This is a genomic window from Chryseobacterium sp. T16E-39 (assembly GCF_002216065.1).
Lineage (GTDB): Bacteria > Bacteroidota > Bacteroidia > Flavobacteriales > Weeksellaceae > Chryseobacterium.
The window spans coordinates 1,143,237-1,162,080 of sequence record NZ_CP022282.1; the positions used below are offsets into that span (position 1 = coordinate 1,143,237).

General features: G+C 34.5%; 18 protein-coding genes. 13 read left to right on the forward strand and 5 right to left on the reverse strand.

Annotation, left to right across the window (positions count from 1 at the left end; translation table 11 throughout):
* Positions 1-112: 112 nt before the first annotated feature.
* Positions 113-1,072 carry a PhoH family protein gene (locus CEY12_RS05035; protein ID WP_089026651.1) on the reverse strand — a complete coding sequence of 320 codons (960 nt, stop codon included), beginning with the start codon at positions 1,070-1,072 and terminating at the stop codon, positions 113-115.
* Positions 1,073-1,452: 380 nt separating this feature from the next.
* On the opposite strand from CEY12_RS05035, the gene CEY12_RS05040 reads away from it, so the two are divergent.
* The 6 genes from CEY12_RS05040 (at position 1,453) to rplI (ending at position 7,186) form a co-directional block, all read left to right on the forward strand.
* A complete protein-coding gene (locus tag CEY12_RS05040; protein WP_089026652.1) occupies positions 1,453-2,280 on the forward strand; it encodes an S-adenosyl-l-methionine hydroxide adenosyltransferase family protein in 828 nt (275 codons plus the stop codon).
* 63 nt (positions 2,281-2,343) lie between these two features.
* Complete coding sequence (locus CEY12_RS05045) at positions 2,344-3,654, forward strand: dihydrolipoamide acetyltransferase family protein (RefSeq protein ID WP_089026653.1); 1,311 nt, start codon at positions 2,344-2,346, stop codon at positions 3,652-3,654.
* A 600-nt stretch (positions 3,655-4,254) separates the two neighbouring features.
* The gene (locus CEY12_RS05055; protein WP_089026655.1) at positions 4,255-5,610 is read left to right on the forward strand and encodes a chloride channel protein; all 1,356 of its coding nucleotides are present in this window, start codon (positions 4,255-4,257) and stop codon (positions 5,608-5,610) included.
* Positions 5,611-5,856: 246 nt separating this feature from the next.
* Complete coding sequence (gene rpsF / locus CEY12_RS05060; RefSeq protein WP_089026656.1) at positions 5,857-6,198, forward strand: 30S ribosomal protein S6; 342 nt, start codon at positions 5,857-5,859, stop codon at positions 6,196-6,198.
* 30 nt (positions 6,199-6,228) lie between these two features.
* Positions 6,229-6,531, forward strand: coding sequence for a 30S ribosomal protein S18 (rpsR, locus tag CEY12_RS05065; protein ID WP_007844708.1), 303 nt, complete (start codon positions 6,229-6,231; stop codon positions 6,529-6,531).
* Positions 6,532-6,667: 136 nt separating this feature from the next.
* Positions 6,668-7,186 (forward strand): 50S ribosomal protein L9, encoded by a 519-nt coding sequence (gene rplI / locus CEY12_RS05070; RefSeq protein WP_089026657.1) that lies wholly within the window; start codon positions 6,668-6,670, stop codon positions 7,184-7,186.
* Between the two features lie 164 nt (positions 7,187-7,350).
* Here the strand turns inward: rplI and CEY12_RS05075 are convergent, their stop codons facing one another.
* Positions 7,351-8,151, reverse strand: a complete 801-nt coding sequence (locus tag CEY12_RS05075) for a helix-turn-helix domain-containing protein (protein ID WP_089026658.1) — start codon at positions 8,149-8,151, stop codon at positions 7,351-7,353.
* 137 nt (positions 8,152-8,288) lie between these two features.
* Here CEY12_RS05075 and CEY12_RS05080 point away from each other — a divergent pair, with 137 nt between their 5' ends.
* The 4 genes from CEY12_RS05080 (at position 8,289) to CEY12_RS05095 (ending at position 13,846) form a co-directional block, all read left to right on the forward strand.
* On the forward strand, positions 8,289-9,626 hold the full coding sequence (locus CEY12_RS05080; RefSeq protein WP_228409795.1) for a TolC family protein: 1,338 nt from the start codon (positions 8,289-8,291) through the stop codon (positions 9,624-9,626).
* 4 nt (positions 9,627-9,630) lie between these two features.
* The gene (locus CEY12_RS05085) at positions 9,631-10,677 is read left to right on the forward strand and encodes an HlyD family secretion protein (protein WP_089026660.1); all 1,047 of its coding nucleotides are present in this window, start codon (positions 9,631-9,633) and stop codon (positions 10,675-10,677) included.
* A 199-nt stretch (positions 10,678-10,876) separates the two neighbouring features.
* Positions 10,877-12,439, forward strand: coding sequence for a hypothetical protein (locus CEY12_RS05090; RefSeq protein ID WP_089026661.1), 1,563 nt, complete (start codon positions 10,877-10,879; stop codon positions 12,437-12,439).
* 45 nt (positions 12,440-12,484) lie between these two features.
* Positions 12,485-13,846 (forward strand): aldehyde dehydrogenase, encoded by a 1,362-nt coding sequence (locus CEY12_RS05095; RefSeq protein WP_089026662.1) that lies wholly within the window; start codon positions 12,485-12,487, stop codon positions 13,844-13,846.
* Between the two features lie 31 nt (positions 13,847-13,877).
* Here CEY12_RS05095 and CEY12_RS05100 read toward each other — a convergent pair whose 3' ends face one another.
* The gene (locus CEY12_RS05100) at positions 13,878-14,444 is read right to left on the reverse strand and encodes a thioredoxin family protein (RefSeq protein WP_089026663.1); all 567 of its coding nucleotides are present in this window, start codon (positions 14,442-14,444) and stop codon (positions 13,878-13,880) included.
* Between the two features lie 79 nt (positions 14,445-14,523).
* On the opposite strand from CEY12_RS05100, the gene CEY12_RS05105 reads away from it, so the two are divergent.
* From CEY12_RS05105 to CEY12_RS05115, 3 genes are all read left to right on the forward strand, one after another.
* Positions 14,524-15,408 (forward strand): lysophospholipid acyltransferase family protein, encoded by an 885-nt coding sequence (locus CEY12_RS05105; protein WP_089026664.1) that lies wholly within the window; start codon positions 14,524-14,526, stop codon positions 15,406-15,408.
* A 5-nt stretch (positions 15,409-15,413) separates the two neighbouring features.
* Positions 15,414-16,391, forward strand: a complete 978-nt coding sequence (locus CEY12_RS05110; protein ID WP_089026665.1) for a glycosyltransferase family 2 protein — start codon at positions 15,414-15,416, stop codon at positions 16,389-16,391.
* A gap of 135 nt (positions 16,392-16,526) precedes the next feature.
* The gene (locus tag CEY12_RS05115) at positions 16,527-17,081 is read left to right on the forward strand and encodes a 3'-5' exonuclease (RefSeq protein ID WP_089026666.1); all 555 of its coding nucleotides are present in this window, start codon (positions 16,527-16,529) and stop codon (positions 17,079-17,081) included.
* A 1-nt stretch (position 17,082) separates the two neighbouring features.
* Here the strand turns inward: CEY12_RS05115 and apaG are convergent, their stop codons facing one another.
* Both apaG and odhB read right to left on the reverse strand, forming a co-directional pair.
* Positions 17,083-17,469, reverse strand: a complete 387-nt coding sequence (gene apaG, locus CEY12_RS05120) for a Co2+/Mg2+ efflux protein ApaG (protein ID WP_228409796.1) — start codon at positions 17,467-17,469, stop codon at positions 17,083-17,085.
* Positions 17,470-17,551: 82 nt separating this feature from the next.
* A complete protein-coding gene (gene odhB, locus CEY12_RS05125; RefSeq protein ID WP_089026668.1) occupies positions 17,552-18,808 on the reverse strand; it encodes a 2-oxoglutarate dehydrogenase complex dihydrolipoyllysine-residue succinyltransferase in 1,257 nt (418 codons plus the stop codon).
* Positions 18,809-18,844 lie beyond the last annotated feature (36 nt).

The window sequence follows — 18,844 nt, forward strand, 5'->3', positions numbered from 1 at the left end:
TATTTTTCATTTCAAAACCCGTTAAAACCCGGATAAAAAAAACCACCTACGAAGTAAGTGGTTTTATATTATATTATTGAGTACATTTTTAGCTCAATTAAGATGATTAAAATTAATCGTTTCGCAATCTTTTTTCTTCATCATTATAAGCAAGGATAATTTTTCTAACGACCGGGTGTCTTACAACATCTTCTTCTGTGAGATGCACAAACCCGATTTCGTTGACACCATGTAAAATTCTCATCGCTTCTTTTAGTCCAGATTGCTGATTTCTTGGTAAATCAATCTGAGTAGGATCTCCTGTAATGATAAATTTAGCATTCATCCCCATTCTGGTGAGAAACATTTTCATCTGAGCATGCGTGGTATTCTGAGCTTCATCTAAAATAACGAAAGCATCATCCAGAGTTCTACCTCTCATAAAAGCCAATGGAGCCACTTCAATAACCTTTTTCTCCATGAAGCCTTCCAGCTTTTCATGTGGAATCATATCCCGTAAGGCGTCATATAAAGGCTGCAAATAAGGATCAAGCTTTTCTTTAAGATCTCCCGGTAAAAACCCTAAACTCTCTCCTGCTTCTACTGCAGGTCTTGTAAGGATAATTCTTTTAACCTCTTTATCCCTTAAGGCTCTTGCCGCTAAAGCTACACTAGTATAAGTTTTACCTGTACCTGCAGGTCCTATGGCAAAAACCATATCTTTTTTCTCTGTTTCTTTTACCAGCCTTTTAAGATTAGTTGTTTTAGCCTTTATAATTTTACCGTTTACCCCTTTTACGATAATATCCTGATCAAAGATCAAATGTTTTTCATTTTCATCTTTAATATTGAGGATATTTTCAACATCCTTAAGGTCGATATAATTGTTTTTTGAAATAAATTTTACAATATCATCAAGTCTTTGTCTAAATATATCTAAAGCTTCCTGATTTCCTTTTGCTAAAATAGAATGATCTCTACCAGTAATTTTAAGGGTCGGAAAGCTTGATTTTAATAAATTGAAATATTGGTTATTAACTCCATAGAAGATTTTCACATCGATATCTTCCAAATCATATGTTAATTCAAACATGTAAGCATTTTTTTATTAGTTCTAAATTTAGAGTTTTTTTTCAAACTTATATTAATTTTGTTATCCACAAGCTTAATTTATCCACCTTACAGCACAAATACCTATCCTTTAATTATATAAAATACTATTTTACATAGAATTGCATGCAAACAAGCATTTGATTCAGCCTATCATTTACATTTAGTCATGAGAAAGAAACAACTTTTCACATTCTTCACAAACTTCCGTTAATTTAGAGAAAGGTATTTTATTAGATTATAGATCGAGAGTCATATCACCTTACAGCTTGTATTTTTATTATTTTTTATGAGTTATAACCACACAATTTTCCTTTATTTTAAATAAATTTGCAAGACTAGTATTATTCCACAACTACAAAAATGTCAATTATTACGCTTACTTCGGATTTCGGAAATTTAGATTACAGGGTCTCAGCTGTGAAGGGCAAGATTCTTTCATTAAATCCTGAGGTCAATATAATTGATATTACTCACGAGATTCAGGCATACAACCTTATACAAACTTCGTATATCGTAAGAAATGCTTATAAACATTTTCCAAAAGGAAGTATTCATATTATATCCGTGGACAGCTTTTATCATAAATCCAGAAGAAATATCCTGTACAAAGCTGATGGATCCTATTTTTTAGCTGCAGATAATGGTTTATTAAGTCTTGTCTTTTTTGACATTAAACCTGAGGCTATATATGAGATCACTTTAAATAACAGATTTGATGATGTTATCAATTTCACTTCAACAGATATTTTCGTTCCGGCAGCTGTACATCTAGCAAATGGAGGATTACCTGAGGTAATTGGCAGAAAAATAAAAAATGCCAAAGAGCTTTTATTCCCAAAACCTGTTTATAATGAAGCTGAAAAGATGATCATTGGTGAGGTAATGTATATTGATAATTTCGGAAATATAATATCAAATATCAATAAAGATTTCTTTGAAGCGGCAGGCAAGGGACACGAAAATTTCACTATAAAATTCAGGAACTTAAGTCTGTCAAAAATATTCTCCAGTCATACAGAAGTTGTTTCAGAATGGAACAGGGAAACTGAATTTCACGGACAGTCCGCGGCTATCTTTAATGACAGTCAGTTTTTGGAGCTTACGATTTACAAGGGAAGTAAAAAAAATGGTGCCAGAAGTTTGTTTGGACTGAATGTAGGAGGGAATATTTATATAGAATTTCTGTAAAATTATATATTCCGTAAAAAAACCGATTTTTTTTATATATTTGTCAAAATCTAAAAAATAAAAATGGCAGAGTACAAATTATTGCTTCCTTCCATGGGAGAAGGTGTTATGGAAGCTACAATTATCACTTGGTTATTCAATGAGGGTGATCAGGTGAAGGAGGATGATTCCGTAGTAGAAATTGCAACAGATAAGGTTGATTCAGACGTTCCCACACCAGTTTCGGGAAAAATTGTGAAAATCTTAAAGCAAAAGGATGAAGTTGCGAAAGTTGGTGAAGCCATTGCTATTTTAGAAATTGAAGGAGAAGGCGGAAATACGACTACTGAAGATGCTAAAACAGAAGCTCCGGCTTCTACTCCAGACACTGAAGTCTTAAAAACGATTGAAGAACCATTAAAAACGGGGAATTCTACCGTTGAATTTTCAGGAGATTTATACTTATCCCCTCTTGTAAAATCAATTGCCCAACAAGAAAACATTTCTGAATCTGAGCTAAAGACCATTAAAGGAAGTGGTTTAGAAGGAAGAATTACTAAAGAAGATATTTTAGCATATGTAAACAACAGAGGCAATCAGCCTCAGGCTGTACCAGCTCAGCAAGTTGTTTCAGCTCCACAACCCGTAGCAACAACCCCTGTTGTTACTCCTGTATCAGTTGCAGCAGGTGACGAGATCATTCCAATGGATAGAATGAGAAAGATCATCGCTGAAAACATGGTAAAAGCAAAACACATTGCACCACATGTTACTTCTTTCATTGAAACAGACGTTACGAACGTAGTAAAATGGAGAAATAAACATAAAGATCTGTTCGAAAAAAGAGAAGGTGAAAAACTTACCTTCATGCCAATTTTCGTAAAAGCAATTGTAAAAGCAATCCAGGACTATCCAATGATTAACGTTTCTGTAAATGGTGATAACATCATTAAAAAGAAAAACATCAACATTGGTATGGCAACAGCTCTTCCTGATGGAAACCTGATTGTTCCTGTTATTAAAAATGCAGACCAGCTTTCTCTTTCAGGCTTAGCAAAAGCAATCAATGATTTAGCTTTCAGAGCAAGAAATAAGAAATTAAGACCAGAAGATACACAAGGGGCTACTTATACTATTTCTAATGTAGGAAGCTTTGGAAACTTGATGGGAACTCCTATTATTCCTCAGCCTCAGGTTGCTATTTTGGCGATCGGAGCTATTGTAAAAAAACCTGCTGTATTGGAAACTAAAGATGGTGATGTTATTGCAATCCGTCAGTTAATGTTTATGTCTCACTCTTATGATCACAGAGTAGTAGATGGCTCATTAGGAGGAATGTTCCTGAAGCACGTTCATGATTACCTTCAAAACTGGGATCTGAATACAGAAATATAATTATTGATTAGTTCTAATAATTGATCATACATATAAACCTTCGATTTATCGGAGGTTTTTTTATATCAATTAATTAAAAATTTATGCTTTAATTTTTAGCCCCTGATAATGAGATAACCCAAAATGCAAAAATTCCATAGACCATCAGAAAAATCAAAATGCAAAAGAAAAAGACAATAAGAAATATTCTGGTAATTTTTCGTTTTGAAAAAACAGTTCCCAAAAGGATTATAAACAGATTTAATGCAAGGACATAATGGTAGGTATCAAAAAACTCATTAGTCAGAAATCCATTCATTATTAAAAATAGGAGGTGAGAAATTACAAAAAAAGAACAAACAAAAATTGCAGGTAGATTCGGATTTTTTTTAAAAATTTCAAGCATATCTTTATTTATTATTTAAAAAATTTGGCACTAAATACAAATTTATATAAATCATTTATGTAATCCCTGATTTGTTGGAAGTTAAATTAAATAGTATTAATTTTAAAACAAACTTTATATGATGAAATTAAATGTTATAAAACCACCTCCCACTTTATCTTTTATCAAAATCAAAGCTTTACAGAAACTATACAAATTTCACATTCCCGGATAAAATGCGTAAAGTTTTTATTTATATTCGAACAGGCCTCAAAAAATCTTTTGACAACATCCGCAATGAACAGCTGAAAAACAATTTGCTTCAGGCTATTCCTTTTTGGGTAGGCTCGGTGATTACAGGCTTTTTTGCAGTTCTCTATGCGAAAATTTTTGCATGGGGCGAAGGCCTTCTAAACATCATTTTTAATTGGCATTCATGGATGATCTTCATTATTGCCCCTATTGGTTTTGTGCTTTCCTGGTGGTTGGTAAAAGAATTTGCCCCCAATGCTAAAGGAAGTGGAATACCCCAGGTAATGGCTGCTGTAGAACTGGCTAACCCTAAAGAACACAGAAAAATCAGGAGTCTTTTAAGCATTAAAATTATATTCTTTAAAATTATATCCTCTGTGATACTGGTTATTGGAGGAGGTGCAGTTGGTCGCGAAGGTCCCACTATTCAGATAGCGGGTTCGATATTTAGAAAAGTTAATGAATATCTTCCCGAATGGTGGCCTAAAATATCTAAAAAGAATATGATCATGACAGGTGCCGCAGCTGGGCTTGCTGCTGCTTTTAATACCCCACTTGGAGGTATTGTTTTTGCGGTGGAGGAATTATCAAAGACACATATTAATTATTTTAAAACAGCTCTCTTTACTGCTGTTATCATTGCCGGATTAACCGCTCAGACCTTGGCAGGTTCCTATTTATATTTAGGCTATCCTAAAACACATGATGTTTCTTTAATGGTTATGCTCCCTATCATTCTTGTAGCAGCTGTTTCCGGAATCCTTGCAAGTCAGCTTTCTGTCCTGATGCTTAAAATGAATGGATGGAAAAAGAAAAATCTTAAAACAGACAGAGCCAATGTATTATTCCTGGTCGTTTGCGCACTTATTATTGCCTCAATTGCTTACTTTATTAACAGAGAAATTTTAGGTTCGGGAAAAGAAATCATGGAACGGGTGCTTTTTACGAAAGATAAACACGAAGATTGGTATGTTCCTATTTTAAGAATGCTGGGTCCTGCCCTATCTTTTACTTCTGGTGGTGCCGGAGGAATATTTGCTCCTGCTCTTTCGGCTGGTGCAAGTATAGGATCGGTAATTTCAGGAGTAATCCATTTGACCCAAAACGAAACGAATGTTGTTATTTTGGCAGGAATGGTTGCCTTTCTTACCGGAATCACCAGGGCTCCTTTTACCTCTGCCATTATCGTTCTTGAGATGACAGACAGGCATTCTCTGATCTTTCATTTAATGCTGGCCGGCATGATGTCTTCAATTGCTTCAATTTTAGTAAGCCGACATTCACTTTATGATGTGATCAAAATGAATTTTCTCAAAGAAATAAGGAGTGAGAAAGAATAAGAGATGAGTTTTAGAGTTACGGGAGACGAGGTTCGAGGTTTTTAGATTAGGGGGCCGGAATCCGAGTAACAAGCTTAAAAATCAGATCAAAAAATAACAATTGGAGCTACAACTTCAAACCCGAACCTCGTATCTCGCATCTTATAACAAACTTCCATTACAAACAAATCTCCATCAACTATTGCATACTTAAAATACTTTCACTACTTTTGCACCTCGAAATAATTAATAAATTCATTTAACATTATGAACAATTACGAAACTGTTTTCATTTTAACTCCCGTTCTATCTGACGCACAGGTGGAGGAAGCAGTAAAAAAATTTGAAACTCTTTTAAAAGAGAAAAACTGCGAAATCGTTGCTAAAGAGAACTGGGGATTAAAAAAATTAGCTTATCCGATCCAATTGAAAAAGAACGGATTCTACACTTTAATCGAGTTTAAAGGAGAGGGTACTATCGTTGCTGATTTAGAATTAGCTTTCAAACGTGACGAAAGAGTAATTCGTTACCTTACTACAAAACTTGATAAGCATGCTATTGACTATGCTATTACAAGAAGAACTAAAGTAAAAGTAGCTAAAGCTTAATTATTAACCCATTATTAAAAAAGACAAGACATGGCAATAGATGAAATGGCTAAACAAGCCTCAGCTGGAGGAGAATCAGAAGTAAAATTCCTTACTCCACTTGATATCAACACAAAATCTGAAAAGAAATATTGTAGATTCAAAAAATTCGGAATTAAGCATGTAGATTATAAAGATGCTGATTTCTTATTACAGTTCGTAAACGAGCAAGGTAAAATTTTACCTAGAAGATACACTGGAACTTCTTTAAAATACCAAAGAAAAGTTTCTGCTGCTATCAAAAGAGCAAGACACCTTGCTTTAATGCCTTACGTAGCTGACTTATTAAAATAAGACTTACAAAAAATAAATAAAAGAAGAAGGCGAGCCTTCTTCTTTTGTTGCTGAATTAATTTATAAATTCTAACGAAGGAAAGAGAATCCCGGAAAATAAACTCCGGAGCTCGGAACTCTAAAACGGACAACAACAATGGAAATTATCTTAAAAAAAGACGTAGAAAACTTAGGACTTGAGTTTGACACAGTAAACGTAAAGCCTGGTTATGCTAGAAACTTCTTACTTCCTCAGGGAATTGCTCTTTTAGCTACTCCAAAAAACAAAGCAGCTTTAGAAGCTACTTTAGAAGCTAGAAAAGAAGAAGAAGCTAAATTAATCGCTACTGCTAATGCTGTAGTAGACCAATTAAAGAAAACTAACGTTACTATTCCTGCTAAAGTAGGATCTGGTGATAAATTATTCGGATCTATCAACAATTCTGATCTTTCTGCAGCTCTTGCTAAAGCTGGTGTTGAAGTAGAAAAGAAATACATCAAAATCCCAGGAAATACAATCAAAAGAACTGGTAAAGTAACTGCTATTATCAGATTACACAGAAATGTAGAGTACAACTTCGAATTTGATGTTGTTTCTGATGCTCCTGTAGTAGCTCCAGCTCCTAAAAAAGTAGAAGCTACTAAGCCCGCTGAAACTGAATCAGAAGAAGCTTAAGAATAACGAGATTTCTCGAAACATATAAAACCACTTCATCTGAAGTGGTTTTTTTCTTTTTATACAATGAATTTCAGCTACATCATAAGAGTCCCGTGGTTATACCCCAAACTAACCCCTAACCCGAATCTCGAATCCCGCACCTTTAAAGCAAATCCAATCTCCTACTCACCTCTCAATTTTTGTTGATATTCCGTTGGCGGAACTCCAATCACCTTTTTAAAGATATTGCTAAAAGAAGAAAGGCTATTATACCCTACCATCATCGCAATCTCGTACATATTATATTTTCCTTCAAGCATCAGTTCCAATGAGCGGGTAATTCTTAAAGCACGTAAAAAACGAACGTAATTCATCCCTAAAATTTCTTTAAACTTTCTCGATAGAGTTCTGGTACTCATTCCAAATTCTTTGGCTGTAGATTCAATAGTCAGGTTCTTTTCAAGATTAGCATGAATGTATTTTGCTACTTTTAATAAAGTTTCGTCTTCAGGGAAAGGGTGTTGAACAGGGAATGGCAGCTTTTTATCTCTTTTATCCGGAAGAATTCCTTTAAGAGCTTTGAGAAAGTAATATTTTGAACCATCATTTTTTGTGATTTTCCCATCCCAGTCTTTTGTGTATAAAATCATCTCTCTGAGTAAATGGCTTACAGAATAAATATTAATTTCATCAAAGAAGCCATTTTCATCGCTGTCTTTTTTAAAGTAAAAATTATATAAATCTACTTTTGGACTTGATGTAAAGATATAATGAGGGATTCCGGCAGGGATCCACATAAAGCATCTGGCAGGAAGATACCAGTGTTTAAGTTCTGTAAAAATATGGACAATACCCCCTTCTGCATATACTAGTTGTGCAGAACTGTGATTATGGATATCTGTTTTTATATTTCCGGTGAGAACATGGTATACATAAAATGCTGCATCTTCTTCCTCTACTGCTTTAAAATGACTATCATTCATGAGATAAAGGTAACAAGAATATTTTCATTTGGCACAAATGAGCAAATCTTTTTCTCCTTTAACAAATCACGTCCCCATAGAGAGCTCGTACCTTTGCAATATCAAAATCAATTTAGCAAAAAAACTTTAATTTATTTATGAAAATGATATTTAGCACACGCAGATATCACTGGATTGCGTTGTGCTTATTATTGATAAGCAGTTCTTTACATTCACAAGTGATCGATTATCAACATCTCAGTCTTCAGCAAGCGCTAGAACTAGGCTTAAAGAATAATAAAAATATTCTGATCAGTCATCTTAAACAGACCATGTCCGAGACCAAGGAAAAAGACCTTAAAATGGAAAAATTACCGGACATCGAATTTCACACCAGCTATACGCAGGTATCTAATCTTTTTCAACATGAAAATGGAGTATTTGGCAAAGCCACTAAATATGATGTAATCAACGGAATGTATGATTTTACGCTTTCTGCATCTATTCCAGTGTATATGGGAGGTAGAATTAAAAATACCGAAAAAAAAGCATCTATTTCGACTGAGATTTCAACATTACAGACCCATCTTGACGAGAGGGTTCTTAAAATGCAGATCATCACAGCTTTTCTTCAAATCCATCATTTAAAAGAACAACAGGATCTTATTAATGAAAAAATGAAAGAAGATTCTGTAAATATTAAACAGGTAAAAGCCCTGAAAGCTAATGGTGTCGTTACTTTTAATGAAGTATTGAGAACTTCTTTGCAGCTTTCCAATCATAAAATGAGCTGGACAGAACTTAATAATGATATCCAAATAGCCGAGCATCAGTTAAAAACAGTTCTTTTTATTTCTGATACCCAGGAGATGCATGCTGAAACAGAAGATCTCATTTCTGATAATGCAGAGATTCCTTACATCAACGAACTCACTGAAACAGCCTTATTAAAAAATGAGACGGTTGAAATCACAAAGAAAAATCTTTCTTTAAAAGAGCTGGATCAGAAAATAGTAAGGGCCAACTACCTTCCGAAAATCACTGCCAGTGGTGAATATTTTCTTAAATATCCCAATATGATGTTCTTTCCACCTGAGCCTTATGCGTATCGATTAAGCATGGTGGGTGTTAATCTCACGTATCCTATTGAAAGTCTGTATAAAAATAAATACAAAATGCAGGAAGCAAGGGAAAACATAGCCCTTGCAAGATTACAGATTGATGAGAAAGAAGAAAGCTTGAAGCACTCTGTTTATGAGGCTTACAAAAAATTTGAAGAAACTGATCAAAAAGTAAAAATAGCTGAAGAAGCTATTATTCAGGCTAAAGAAAACTATCGTATTGTTAAAACCAAATATGCCAATAAGCTGAGTCTTATTACAGAGCTTATCGATGCCGACAATACGTATCTGGAAACACAATCCAACCTTATCTCTGTAAAAATCAACCGACAATTAAAATACTACCAACTTCAATATACCATTGGAAATTTATAAAATTATGACTAAGAAGCAACTGACTAAAAAAGAAGAAAGAATCAATAAATCGATTACTTTATTAGCCTGGATTCTGATCATAAGCGGAATCACAGGAATGGTAAGTTTTTATCTTTTTTCAAGAAAGAATGTAACAACCAATGATGCACAGATCGAGCAATACATCACCCCAGTTTCAAGCAAAGTTTCAGGGTTTATTAAATCAATCCGATTCAATGAAAACCAGTTTGTACGTAAAGGAGACACCTTAATCATTGTTGACAACCGTGAATTTGTCAACCAGGTAAAAATGGCAGAGGCTAACCTCCATGTCAACTCTGAAAACATTACGACGATTCAAAGTAGTGTCAATACTAAAGAAAGTGACACCAAAATTATCGATGCAAAAATCGCTTCTTCCAAAATTGATATATGGAGAACAGAACAGGATTATAAAAGATATAAAAATCTGGTTGCAGAGGATGCTGCAACTGAACAGCAATTTGAAAATGTAAAAGCATCGTATGATCAGGCGAAAGCTAATCTATTAGCATTAGAACAGCAAAAAAATGCCATAAGAGCAGGGGCCAATGAACAAAAAACAAAAGTAGCACCAGCTAAAAGCCAGATCCAGCAAAGTTCTGCAAATCTTAATAATGCAAGACTATTTTTATCATATACCGTAATTACCGCACCCTACGATGGATGGGTTGGAAAAAAAACTATTCAGGAAGGACAGTTAATTAAAGAAGGACAAGCTTTGGTTCAAATTGTCAGTAAGGAAAAATGGATTATTGCCAATTATAAAGAAACCCAATTAGGACAGATTGATCAAAAACAAGAAGTCATTATTGAAGCAGACGCATTTCCTGACACTGAATTCAAAGGAAAAATAGTTTCTGTATCTCCAGCATCAGGTTCTCAGTTTTCACTGGTTAAACCAGACAATGCTACCGGAAACTTTGTAAAAATAGAGCAAAGATTCCCTGTAAGAATCATTTTAGACAATAATAAAGACAATGAAAAGCTTCTTTCCGGAATGAATGTTCTGGTAAGTGCTAAAAAGCTGTAGAAAGTTGAAAGTTGAGAATTGAAAGTGGAAAGCTGAGGATTAGTTGTGCAATACAAGGTTCAAGTTTTGTTGTTATACGCTGAATATAAACTTGAAACATATACCCACACCTCGCACCTCGTATCCCGAAACCCTCAAACCCTCAAACCCTCAAACTCTCAACCCCTACAACCTAATACCTACTCCTTAATTTCAAAATATGCAACATAATTCAGTTTATTATAAATGGGTACCACAATGGCTTAAGCTGCCTCTTCTTATTCTGGCACTTTTCCCCCACCTGATGTTACTGTCTATTCTCCATTCCAATAGCGCTTTTACCGCTTCTTTTATGGATGTAGATCCGGATGACATCCAATACTTATTGATTTTGATGTATGGGACATTTGTGGTAACCCTTTTAGTTTTACAGAGATTTATGGCCTATTTCAGTGTTAAATATTATATTTTACTGATGTCATCCATTTCTGTTATTATCCTCTATATCTTATCCGTCACCAATGACTATCATATCGTGCTTGTTATCCGGTTTCTGGAAGGGATATTCGGGTTACTGGAAGGTGCCATTTTTTTACCACTTATCATTTCAGAATTAAAAACGGTACATGCCAAAGTGATTGCCTACCTTTTCATGTACACCATCATGCTGACCGGAGGAACAGTAACTACCTCATTGCTGAAATCAAGCATTCAGGATTATGATTTCCAGCATATGATCTTAATGATTGTATACTTTCATATTTTTGTCTTAATTATTGGAATTGCCTTATTCAATAAAAACAGATTTTTTCCTAAAAAGCCGTTATATCAGCTTGATATCACCAGTTGGTTTTTATTATGGACCTGCTTACAGTCAGGAGCTTATGCTATTATTTACGGAAAACGACTTATGTGGTTTGAATCCCAGACTATTATTTTATGCTTATTTACATTTTTAATATCCGGAGGATTATTTATTTTAAAACAAAAAAACTCCAAGCGACCCATTTTCCATTTTGAAGTTTTTCATTCTAAAAATATAATTGCAGGAATGATCCTGTTTTTTATTTTTTATCTCATCCGTTCAGCGTTAAACAATGTTTACAGCATTATGGCTACTGTATGGAAATGGCCGTGGGACTACATTGTAGATGTTCAGTACTGGAATGTTGCCGGTACACTTATTGGGGTATTGTTATCAGGAATCTGTTTAATGAAAGGTGTCTCTTCAAGAATTGTATTTTTTACCGGATTTCTATTACTTGCGATCGATTGCGCCTGGTTTACCTATACCTTTTATCCGGATACTACCCTATCTACGGTCTGCCCGCCACTATTTCTGCAGGGGATAGCACAAGGATTATTATTTACACCACTTGTGTTCTTTTTAATCGCAGGGCTGCCTGAAGACTACGTGGCTAATGGTACCGCAATGGGAACAACCACCCGATTCTGGACAACAGCAATTGGATACGCCTTAATGCAGAATTTAATGCTTTTTTTAACGTTAAAACATTCTGATACGCTAAGCTACAATATGACTGATACCAATCCCATTTTCTATTCCCAGTGGAATCAGATCTTTGGAGCTAATATGTCTAAACTACCTGTTAATGAATCATTATCATTAACAGCCAGTGCTTTTAAAGCGAAAATTACCTCACAGGCTATTTTACTTTCAAATATGGAAATATTCACAGGGCTGTTCTGGCTCGCATTTATTACTGCTTTGCTCCTTTTATTATATCATCCTGCTAAAATTGCGATCAGAAATATCATGTGAAATTTTTAGGCAAAAAATTTGCATTGCTTTCTCAAATTTGAAGGCATGGATATCCAGGAAATAGTGTCAAATCAGAAAGCATTTTTCAAAACCCAAAAAACTAAAAATATAAAGTTTAGAAAAATGTATCTTGAAAAGCTGAAAGAGCTGATTACTAAAAATGAAGAGCTCTTATACAAAGCAATTGAGCAGGATTTTGGCAAATCAAGGTTCGATACTTTTACTACAGAAATTTCTTTTGTTTTAAAGGATATAGAGTATTATATAAAGAATCTGAAAAGTCTTTCAAAGCCTAAAAAAGTATCTACCAATCTTGCTAATCAAATTGGAAGAAGTCTTATTTATCCAGAGCCCTTAGGCTGTGTCCTTGTCATTGGAGCATGGAACTATCCTTATCAGTTATCTCTTTCTCCCCTCATTGCTGCTTTAGCAGCAGGCAACTGCAGTATTCTTAAGCCAAGTGAAATTGCTGAAAACACGATGAGAGCGATGTCACAGATCATCAATGAAAATTTCCCTCCCGAATATATTTACGTGTATGAAGGAGGAATTGAGGAAACAACCGATCTTCTAAAATTGAAATTTGACAAAATATTTTTTACCGGGAGCACTAAGGTTGGTAAAATCATTTACAAAGCTGCTGCAGAAAATTTAACTCCAGTGACATTAGAACTAGGAGGAAAGTCACCCGTAATTGTCACTAAAGAGGCCAATCTTGAAGTTTCAGCTAAAAGAATCATCTGGGGAAAATTTTTAAATGCCGGACAAACCTGCGTAGCACCGGATTATCTTTTAGTAGAAGAATCAGTTCAGGAACAATTCCTGGAAATGCTAAGAAAATATATTAAGGAGTTTAAATATGAACCGGATTCCCAACAATACACAAGGATTATAAACAAAAAGAATTTTCAACGTCTTGTACAACTTATCAATAAAGATAACATTTACTTCGGGGGCAATTACAATGAAGATAAGCTTTACATAGAACCCACAATCTTAACGAATGTAAACTGGCAGGATGATGTTATGCAGGAAGAAATCTTTGGACCTATTCTACCGGTCATTTCTTTTAGTAGCTTTAATCAAACCATGAATGTCATCAGTGAGCTGGAAAAGCCACTTGCTGCTTATCTGTTCAGTAATAATTCCGAAGAAAAAGAAATATTCAAACAAAAGATCTCTTTTGGAGGCGGTTGTATAAATGATGTAATCATGCATTTAAGCAACGACAACCTACCTTTTGGTGGTGTTGGAAACTCTGGTATGGGTAATTATCATGGCCGGTACGGATTTGAGACTTTTTCCCATCTGAAATCTGTCCTTGAAAAAGTAACCTGGGGCGAACCCGATATTAAATATCCTCCTTATTCTGAAAAAAAACTGAACTGGATTAAGAAACTTCTATAAAAAAACCGAGAATAGCTCTCGGTTTTTTCTTTTATGATTTAGGAGTCCATTCATTGAAAAAGGTCTTCACTTTTTCAAGACTATATCCCTTATCTTGTTCCAAAACATCACTTTTTTGGACATGGATCATTTTACCATTTTTATCTAAAACAATAAATACGGGATATCCAAATTTATCTCCCGGATTACCATATTGAGCAAAAACTTTTTCGTTCTTATTATCTGGAGAGAAATTGAGATGATAATACAAATAATTTTTATCTACGATATTCTTTAATTCAGGTGTCGTTTGTACAAACTGATTAAAACGCAAACACCAGATACACCAGTTTCCACCGGCCTGTATCATAATATTTTTATTTTCTTTTTTTGCCTGGGCAATCAGTTGGTCTATATCTTTTTGAGCATCTGCTTTTGGATTATAAGGCTTTGGTAATTTAGCCTTTTCTTCAGCTGCTTTTTTCTTAGCATCAAGTTCTGCATGGTCAGTCTTTACCAACAACGCTTTATCTCTCGAACTTTCAGGTTTTATTTTTGTTTCCTGAGAAAAAACAAAAGTACTTACAATCAGGAAAGCTGTTATTGACAATTTTTTCATAATATAAAAGTAAAAAATTAATACTTATTGCAAGCAAAAATACAACCATATTTTTATTATCACTAAATTTGCCTGTTTTATGAATTTCCTGATCAAGATATTATACCTGATTTCTAAGCTCCCGTTAAAAGTATTATATATTTTTTCGGATATTATATTCTTTTTAAACTATAACATTGTGGGTTATAGAAAAAAAGTAATTACCCAGAACTTGACCAATTCATTTCCTGAAAAGTCGGAAAAAGAAATCGCTGAAATACGAAAAAAATTCTATCTCAACTTCTCAGATTATCTTGTTGAGACTGTAAAATCCTTTAGTATTTCAGAAACGGAATCAAGAGTAAGAATGCAGCATATTAATCAGGAAGTATTTCACGAAGCCAAAGCGGAAGGAAAAAACATCATTCTTCTGGCTGGCCATGTATTCAACTGGGAATGGATCAATGCACTTGCAAAAATTATCCCACAAGATCACTGCCATCCTGTTTACAGAAAAGTCAATAGTGATTTTTGGGAGAATCAGATGAAAAAGGTTCGGAATAAGTTTGGTAATGAAGCTCTGGAAGCCAATGAAGTTATCCTCAATATTTTCAGATCTAAAAATGATGGAAGCTCAGCCTATATGTTTGTGGCAGATCAGACCCCTCACTTTGCTCATGTGACCTACGGATTGAACTTTCTTAATCAACGTACACCAGTTTTTGTAGGCTATGATAGGCTTGCTACAAGGATGGACCTGGCATTCATCTACTGTGAAATGAAAAAAGTTAAACGAGGCTTTTATCAAGTTAATTATCATAGAATTTATCCTGACGGAGAAAAATTTGTTGAACATGAAGTGGTAAAAAAGTTTCATAAACTATTGGAGAACACATTACATAAACGTCCCGATAATTATCTTTGGTCCCATAGAAAATGGAAATATCAGGATTCTATTAAAAATTTTGATTCAGAAAAAATATAGATTGAATGTCAAAAAAATTAGCGGTTGTCATCTTAAACTGGAATGGTAAAAACTGGCTTGAAAAATTTCTACCCAGTGTTGTCCAATTTTCTTCCGATGCAGATATTTATGTCATTGACAATCTTTCTACCGATGATTCAATAGACTATATAACGACTTCTTTTCCCACAGTTACAATCGTTAGAAATAATAAAAATTATGGTTTTGCAGGTGGATATAATGAAGGCCTGAAGCATATTCAAAGTGAATATTACTGTTTATTAAACTCAGATGTAGAAGTAACAGAAAACTGGATCAATCCTGTTCTCGGCCTCTTTGAAAGAAACCCAGACATTGCAGCTATTCAACCTAAAATCCTGTCTTATAACAATAAGAAGTATTTTGAATTTGCGGGTGCGGGAGGCGGTTTAATTGACAATCTTGGATATCCTTACTGCAGAGGACGTATTTTTGATGATGTAGAAGAAGATAAAGGTCAATATGATGATGAGACAGAAATTTTCTGGGCTTCAGGGTGTTGCTTTTTTATCCGTTCAAAAAATTTCTGGGAACAGAAAGGATTTGATGAAAGATTCTTTGCCCATCAGGAAGAAATAGACCTTTGCTGGAGATTAATTAATACCGGAAAGAAAATATATTACACAGGAAAATCAACAGTTTATCATGTTGGGGGTGGTACTTTAAATAAACAAAGTGCTCAAAAAACGTATTTAAATATCAGAAATAACCTTTCTATGATGCTTAAAAATTTACCTTTTCCCAATTTGATCGGACTTATTTTTTTCAGACTCTGTCTAGATGGTATTGCCGGAATCTACTTTGGTTTAAAAAATGGGTTTCCTCATTTATGGGCGGTTGTAAGGGCACACTTTGGCTTTTATGCGCAACTTCCTGAAACATGGAAACGCAGACAAAAGCACCAAAAAATAAATTTCTACCAAAGCAAATGGCTTATATTTAAGCACTTTTTAGGGAATAAATAGGACTTCATAGCTAAAATTATAAATTTTAAGGATCGCTTATGTTTACTATATTATTAAAATAATTCATACCTTACTTTAAAATACCAATTAACTCATAACTCATAACTTATAATTCACAACTTATAATTCTTAAAAATGGATTTTTGTGCAATAGATTTCGAAACTGCCACCAATGATAGAAGTTCGGCTTGTGAACTTGGGATTTGTATTGTTCAGGACTCCCGGATTGTAGAGACTAAAACCTGGCTTATTAAGCCTCCAAGCTTTCCTTATTTTAGCAGGTTTAATGTAGCTGTTCATGGCATAGAGCCTGAAGATGTAAAGGACTCCCCTACCTTTGATGAGATCTGGCACGAAGTGGAAGAAATGATGTATGGAACATTAATGATTGCACACAATGCAAGTTTTGATGCTGGAGTATTGAGAGGATGTTTAAAGCACTATGATATATTTGCTCCAAAACTAAATTACCTATGCAGTATTCAATTGGCAAAGAAATCCTGGAATTATCTCCCGAAGTATGGATTAAAACACCTGTCAGAGTATCATCAGATCAACTTTAATCATCATAGAGCTGGAGACGATGCAGAAGCCTGCGCTAAAATTTCGTTGTTAGCTTTTGAAAAGCTATTTCTAAGCAGCAATGATGAAATTCATGACTACCTGAAAGCTAAAATTAAGCAATTATAATTTAGTTGCTTAAAACTTCTGACAACAAATTAAATTTTGGAATGTCTATTTCAAAACTTTCCTGAGTTTCCATGTTTTTAACAAGGTATTTTCCACTCATATTCCCTACACCTGAACGCAGCATTACATTAGAGAAATATCCGAAATTTTCACCTGTTGAGATCTCAGGCGTTAATCCGATGACACCATCTCCTATGATTTCTGTATATCCAAAACCAACGTCGAAGATCAACCATTTTCTTTTCAAAATCTTGATAGGAAAACCGCCATCATTTTCTATGGTGATATTATACTTAAATACATACCGGTTTTCAGAAGGGTAACTATTTTTAACATCATATTCAGGAACAACTGAAACTTTGATATTGGAAGTTATTTTTGAGAACATCACTTAATATTTGTTTAAATAAATACAAAAATCTCGCCTTTTTAAAGCGAGATTGTAATTTATATTATAATTTCCTTGAAATTTATAATTCTAAAGCTTTTCTTTCGTTACCTCCCATTAATATTTCAACAGGATTGTCGATACCTTCTTTTACAGCAACAAGGAATCCTACAGATTCTTTACCGTCGATAATTCTGTGGTCATAAGACATCGCTACATACATCATTGGACGAATTACAACTTGTCCGTCAACTGCTACTGGTCTTTGGATGATATTATGCATTCCAAGGATTGCAGATTGAGGAGGGTTAATGATCGGAGTAGACATCATAGATCCGAAAGTACCACCGTTAGTAATTGTAAATGTACCACCAGTCATTTCATCAACACTGATTTTACCATCTCTTACTTTAGTAGCCAAATCCTTGATGTTAGCTTCAATACTTCTGAAAGTCATATCTTCAGCATTTCTCAATACAGGAACCATTAATCCTTTAGGTCCAGAAACGGCAATTGAAATGTCACAGAAATCATAGTTTATTTTGAAATCTCCATCGATAGATGCATTTACATCAGGATACATTTGTAATGCTCTTGTAACTGCTTTAGTAAAGAAAGACATGAAACCAAGTCCAACTCCGTGTTTTTGAGCAAACTCATCTTTATATTGCTTTCTGATTCTGAAGATTTCAGACATATCAACTTCGTTGAACGTAGTTAACATTGCTGTTTCATTCTTTACAGAAACCAATCTTGAAGCAATTTTTCTTCTTAAAACTGAAAGCTTAGTAGTGGTAGTAGATCTTGATCCATTTGTAGAAGATACGCTTCCCATTGCAGGAACAGCAGCTAATTCAGCATCAGTTTTAGTAACTCTTCCATCTCTACCAGATCCTGAAACCTGTCCGGCATCCATTCCTTTTTCATCAAGAATCTTTTTAGCAGCAGGAGACGGAGTTCCCGTTGCATACGTTTGAGTAGCCGCTGCAGGTTGCGCAGCTGGTTTCGGAGCTTCTTGAACTGGTGCAGGCGCAGCTTTAGGAGCTTCCTCTTTTTTCGGAGCTTCAGCAGCAGGAGCCGCAGCACCTTCCGGTTTAGCTGCATCCATATCAATTAAACAAACTACCTGACCTACTTGTACAACTTCACCTTCTTCTGCTTTTAAAGTAATAACACCACTTTGCTCAGCAGGAAGTTCTAGAGTTGCTTTATCTGAGTCTACCTCAGCGATTGGTTGATCTTTTTCTACATAATCACCATCTTTCACAAGCCAAGTCGCGATTTCAACTTCTGTTATTGATTCGCCCGGTGAAGGAACTTTCATTTCTAAAACTGACATATCGTATTTTTTATTTTTTAATTGATTATTATTAAT

Excerpts from the sequence above, each read along its gene's own strand:
- CEY12_RS05095 (WP_089026662.1), top strand. The coding sequence starts at position 12,485 with ATGGATATCCAGGAAATAGTGTCAAATCAGAAAGCATTTTTCAAAACC.
- CEY12_RS05055 (WP_089026655.1), top strand. The coding sequence starts at position 4,255 with ATGCGTAAAGTTTTTATTTATATTCGAACAGGCCTCAAAAAATCTTTT.
- rpsR (WP_007844708.1), top strand. The coding sequence starts at position 6,229 with ATGGCAATAGATGAAATGGCTAAACAAGCCTCAGCTGGAGGAGAATCA.
- rpsF (WP_089026656.1), top strand. The coding sequence starts at position 5,857 with ATGAACAATTACGAAACTGTTTTCATTTTAACTCCCGTTCTATCTGAC.
- odhB (WP_089026668.1), bottom strand. The coding sequence starts at position 18,808 with ATGTCAGTTTTAGAAATGAAAGTTCCTTCACCGGGCGAATCAATAACA.
- apaG (WP_228409796.1), bottom strand. The coding sequence starts at position 17,469 with ATGTTCTCAAAAATAACTTCCAATATCAAAGTTTCAGTTGTTCCTGAA.
- CEY12_RS05085 (WP_089026660.1), top strand. The coding sequence starts at position 9,631 with ATGACTAAGAAGCAACTGACTAAAAAAGAAGAAAGAATCAATAAATCG.
- CEY12_RS05045 (WP_089026653.1), top strand. The coding sequence starts at position 2,344 with ATGGCAGAGTACAAATTATTGCTTCCTTCCATGGGAGAAGGTGTTATG.
- CEY12_RS05100 (WP_089026663.1), bottom strand. The coding sequence starts at position 14,444 with ATGAAAAAATTGTCAATAACAGCTTTCCTGATTGTAAGTACTTTTGTT.
- CEY12_RS05080 (WP_228409795.1), top strand. The coding sequence starts at position 8,289 with ATGAAAATGATATTTAGCACACGCAGATATCACTGGATTGCGTTGTGC.
- CEY12_RS05040 (WP_089026652.1), top strand. The coding sequence starts at position 1,453 with ATGTCAATTATTACGCTTACTTCGGATTTCGGAAATTTAGATTACAGG.
- CEY12_RS05075 (WP_089026658.1), bottom strand. The coding sequence starts at position 8,151 with ATGAATGATAGTCATTTTAAAGCAGTAGAGGAAGAAGATGCAGCATTT.
- CEY12_RS05110 (WP_089026665.1), top strand. The coding sequence starts at position 15,414 with ATGTCAAAAAAATTAGCGGTTGTCATCTTAAACTGGAATGGTAAAAAC.
- CEY12_RS05090 (WP_089026661.1), top strand. The coding sequence starts at position 10,877 with ATGCAACATAATTCAGTTTATTATAAATGGGTACCACAATGGCTTAAG.
- CEY12_RS05105 (WP_089026664.1), top strand. The coding sequence starts at position 14,524 with ATGAATTTCCTGATCAAGATATTATACCTGATTTCTAAGCTCCCGTTA.
- rplI (WP_089026657.1), top strand. The coding sequence starts at position 6,668 with ATGGAAATTATCTTAAAAAAAGACGTAGAAAACTTAGGACTTGAGTTT.
- CEY12_RS05115 (WP_089026666.1), top strand. The coding sequence starts at position 16,527 with ATGGATTTTTGTGCAATAGATTTCGAAACTGCCACCAATGATAGAAGT.
- CEY12_RS05035 (WP_089026651.1), bottom strand. The coding sequence starts at position 1,072 with ATGTTTGAATTAACATATGATTTGGAAGATATCGATGTGAAAATCTTC.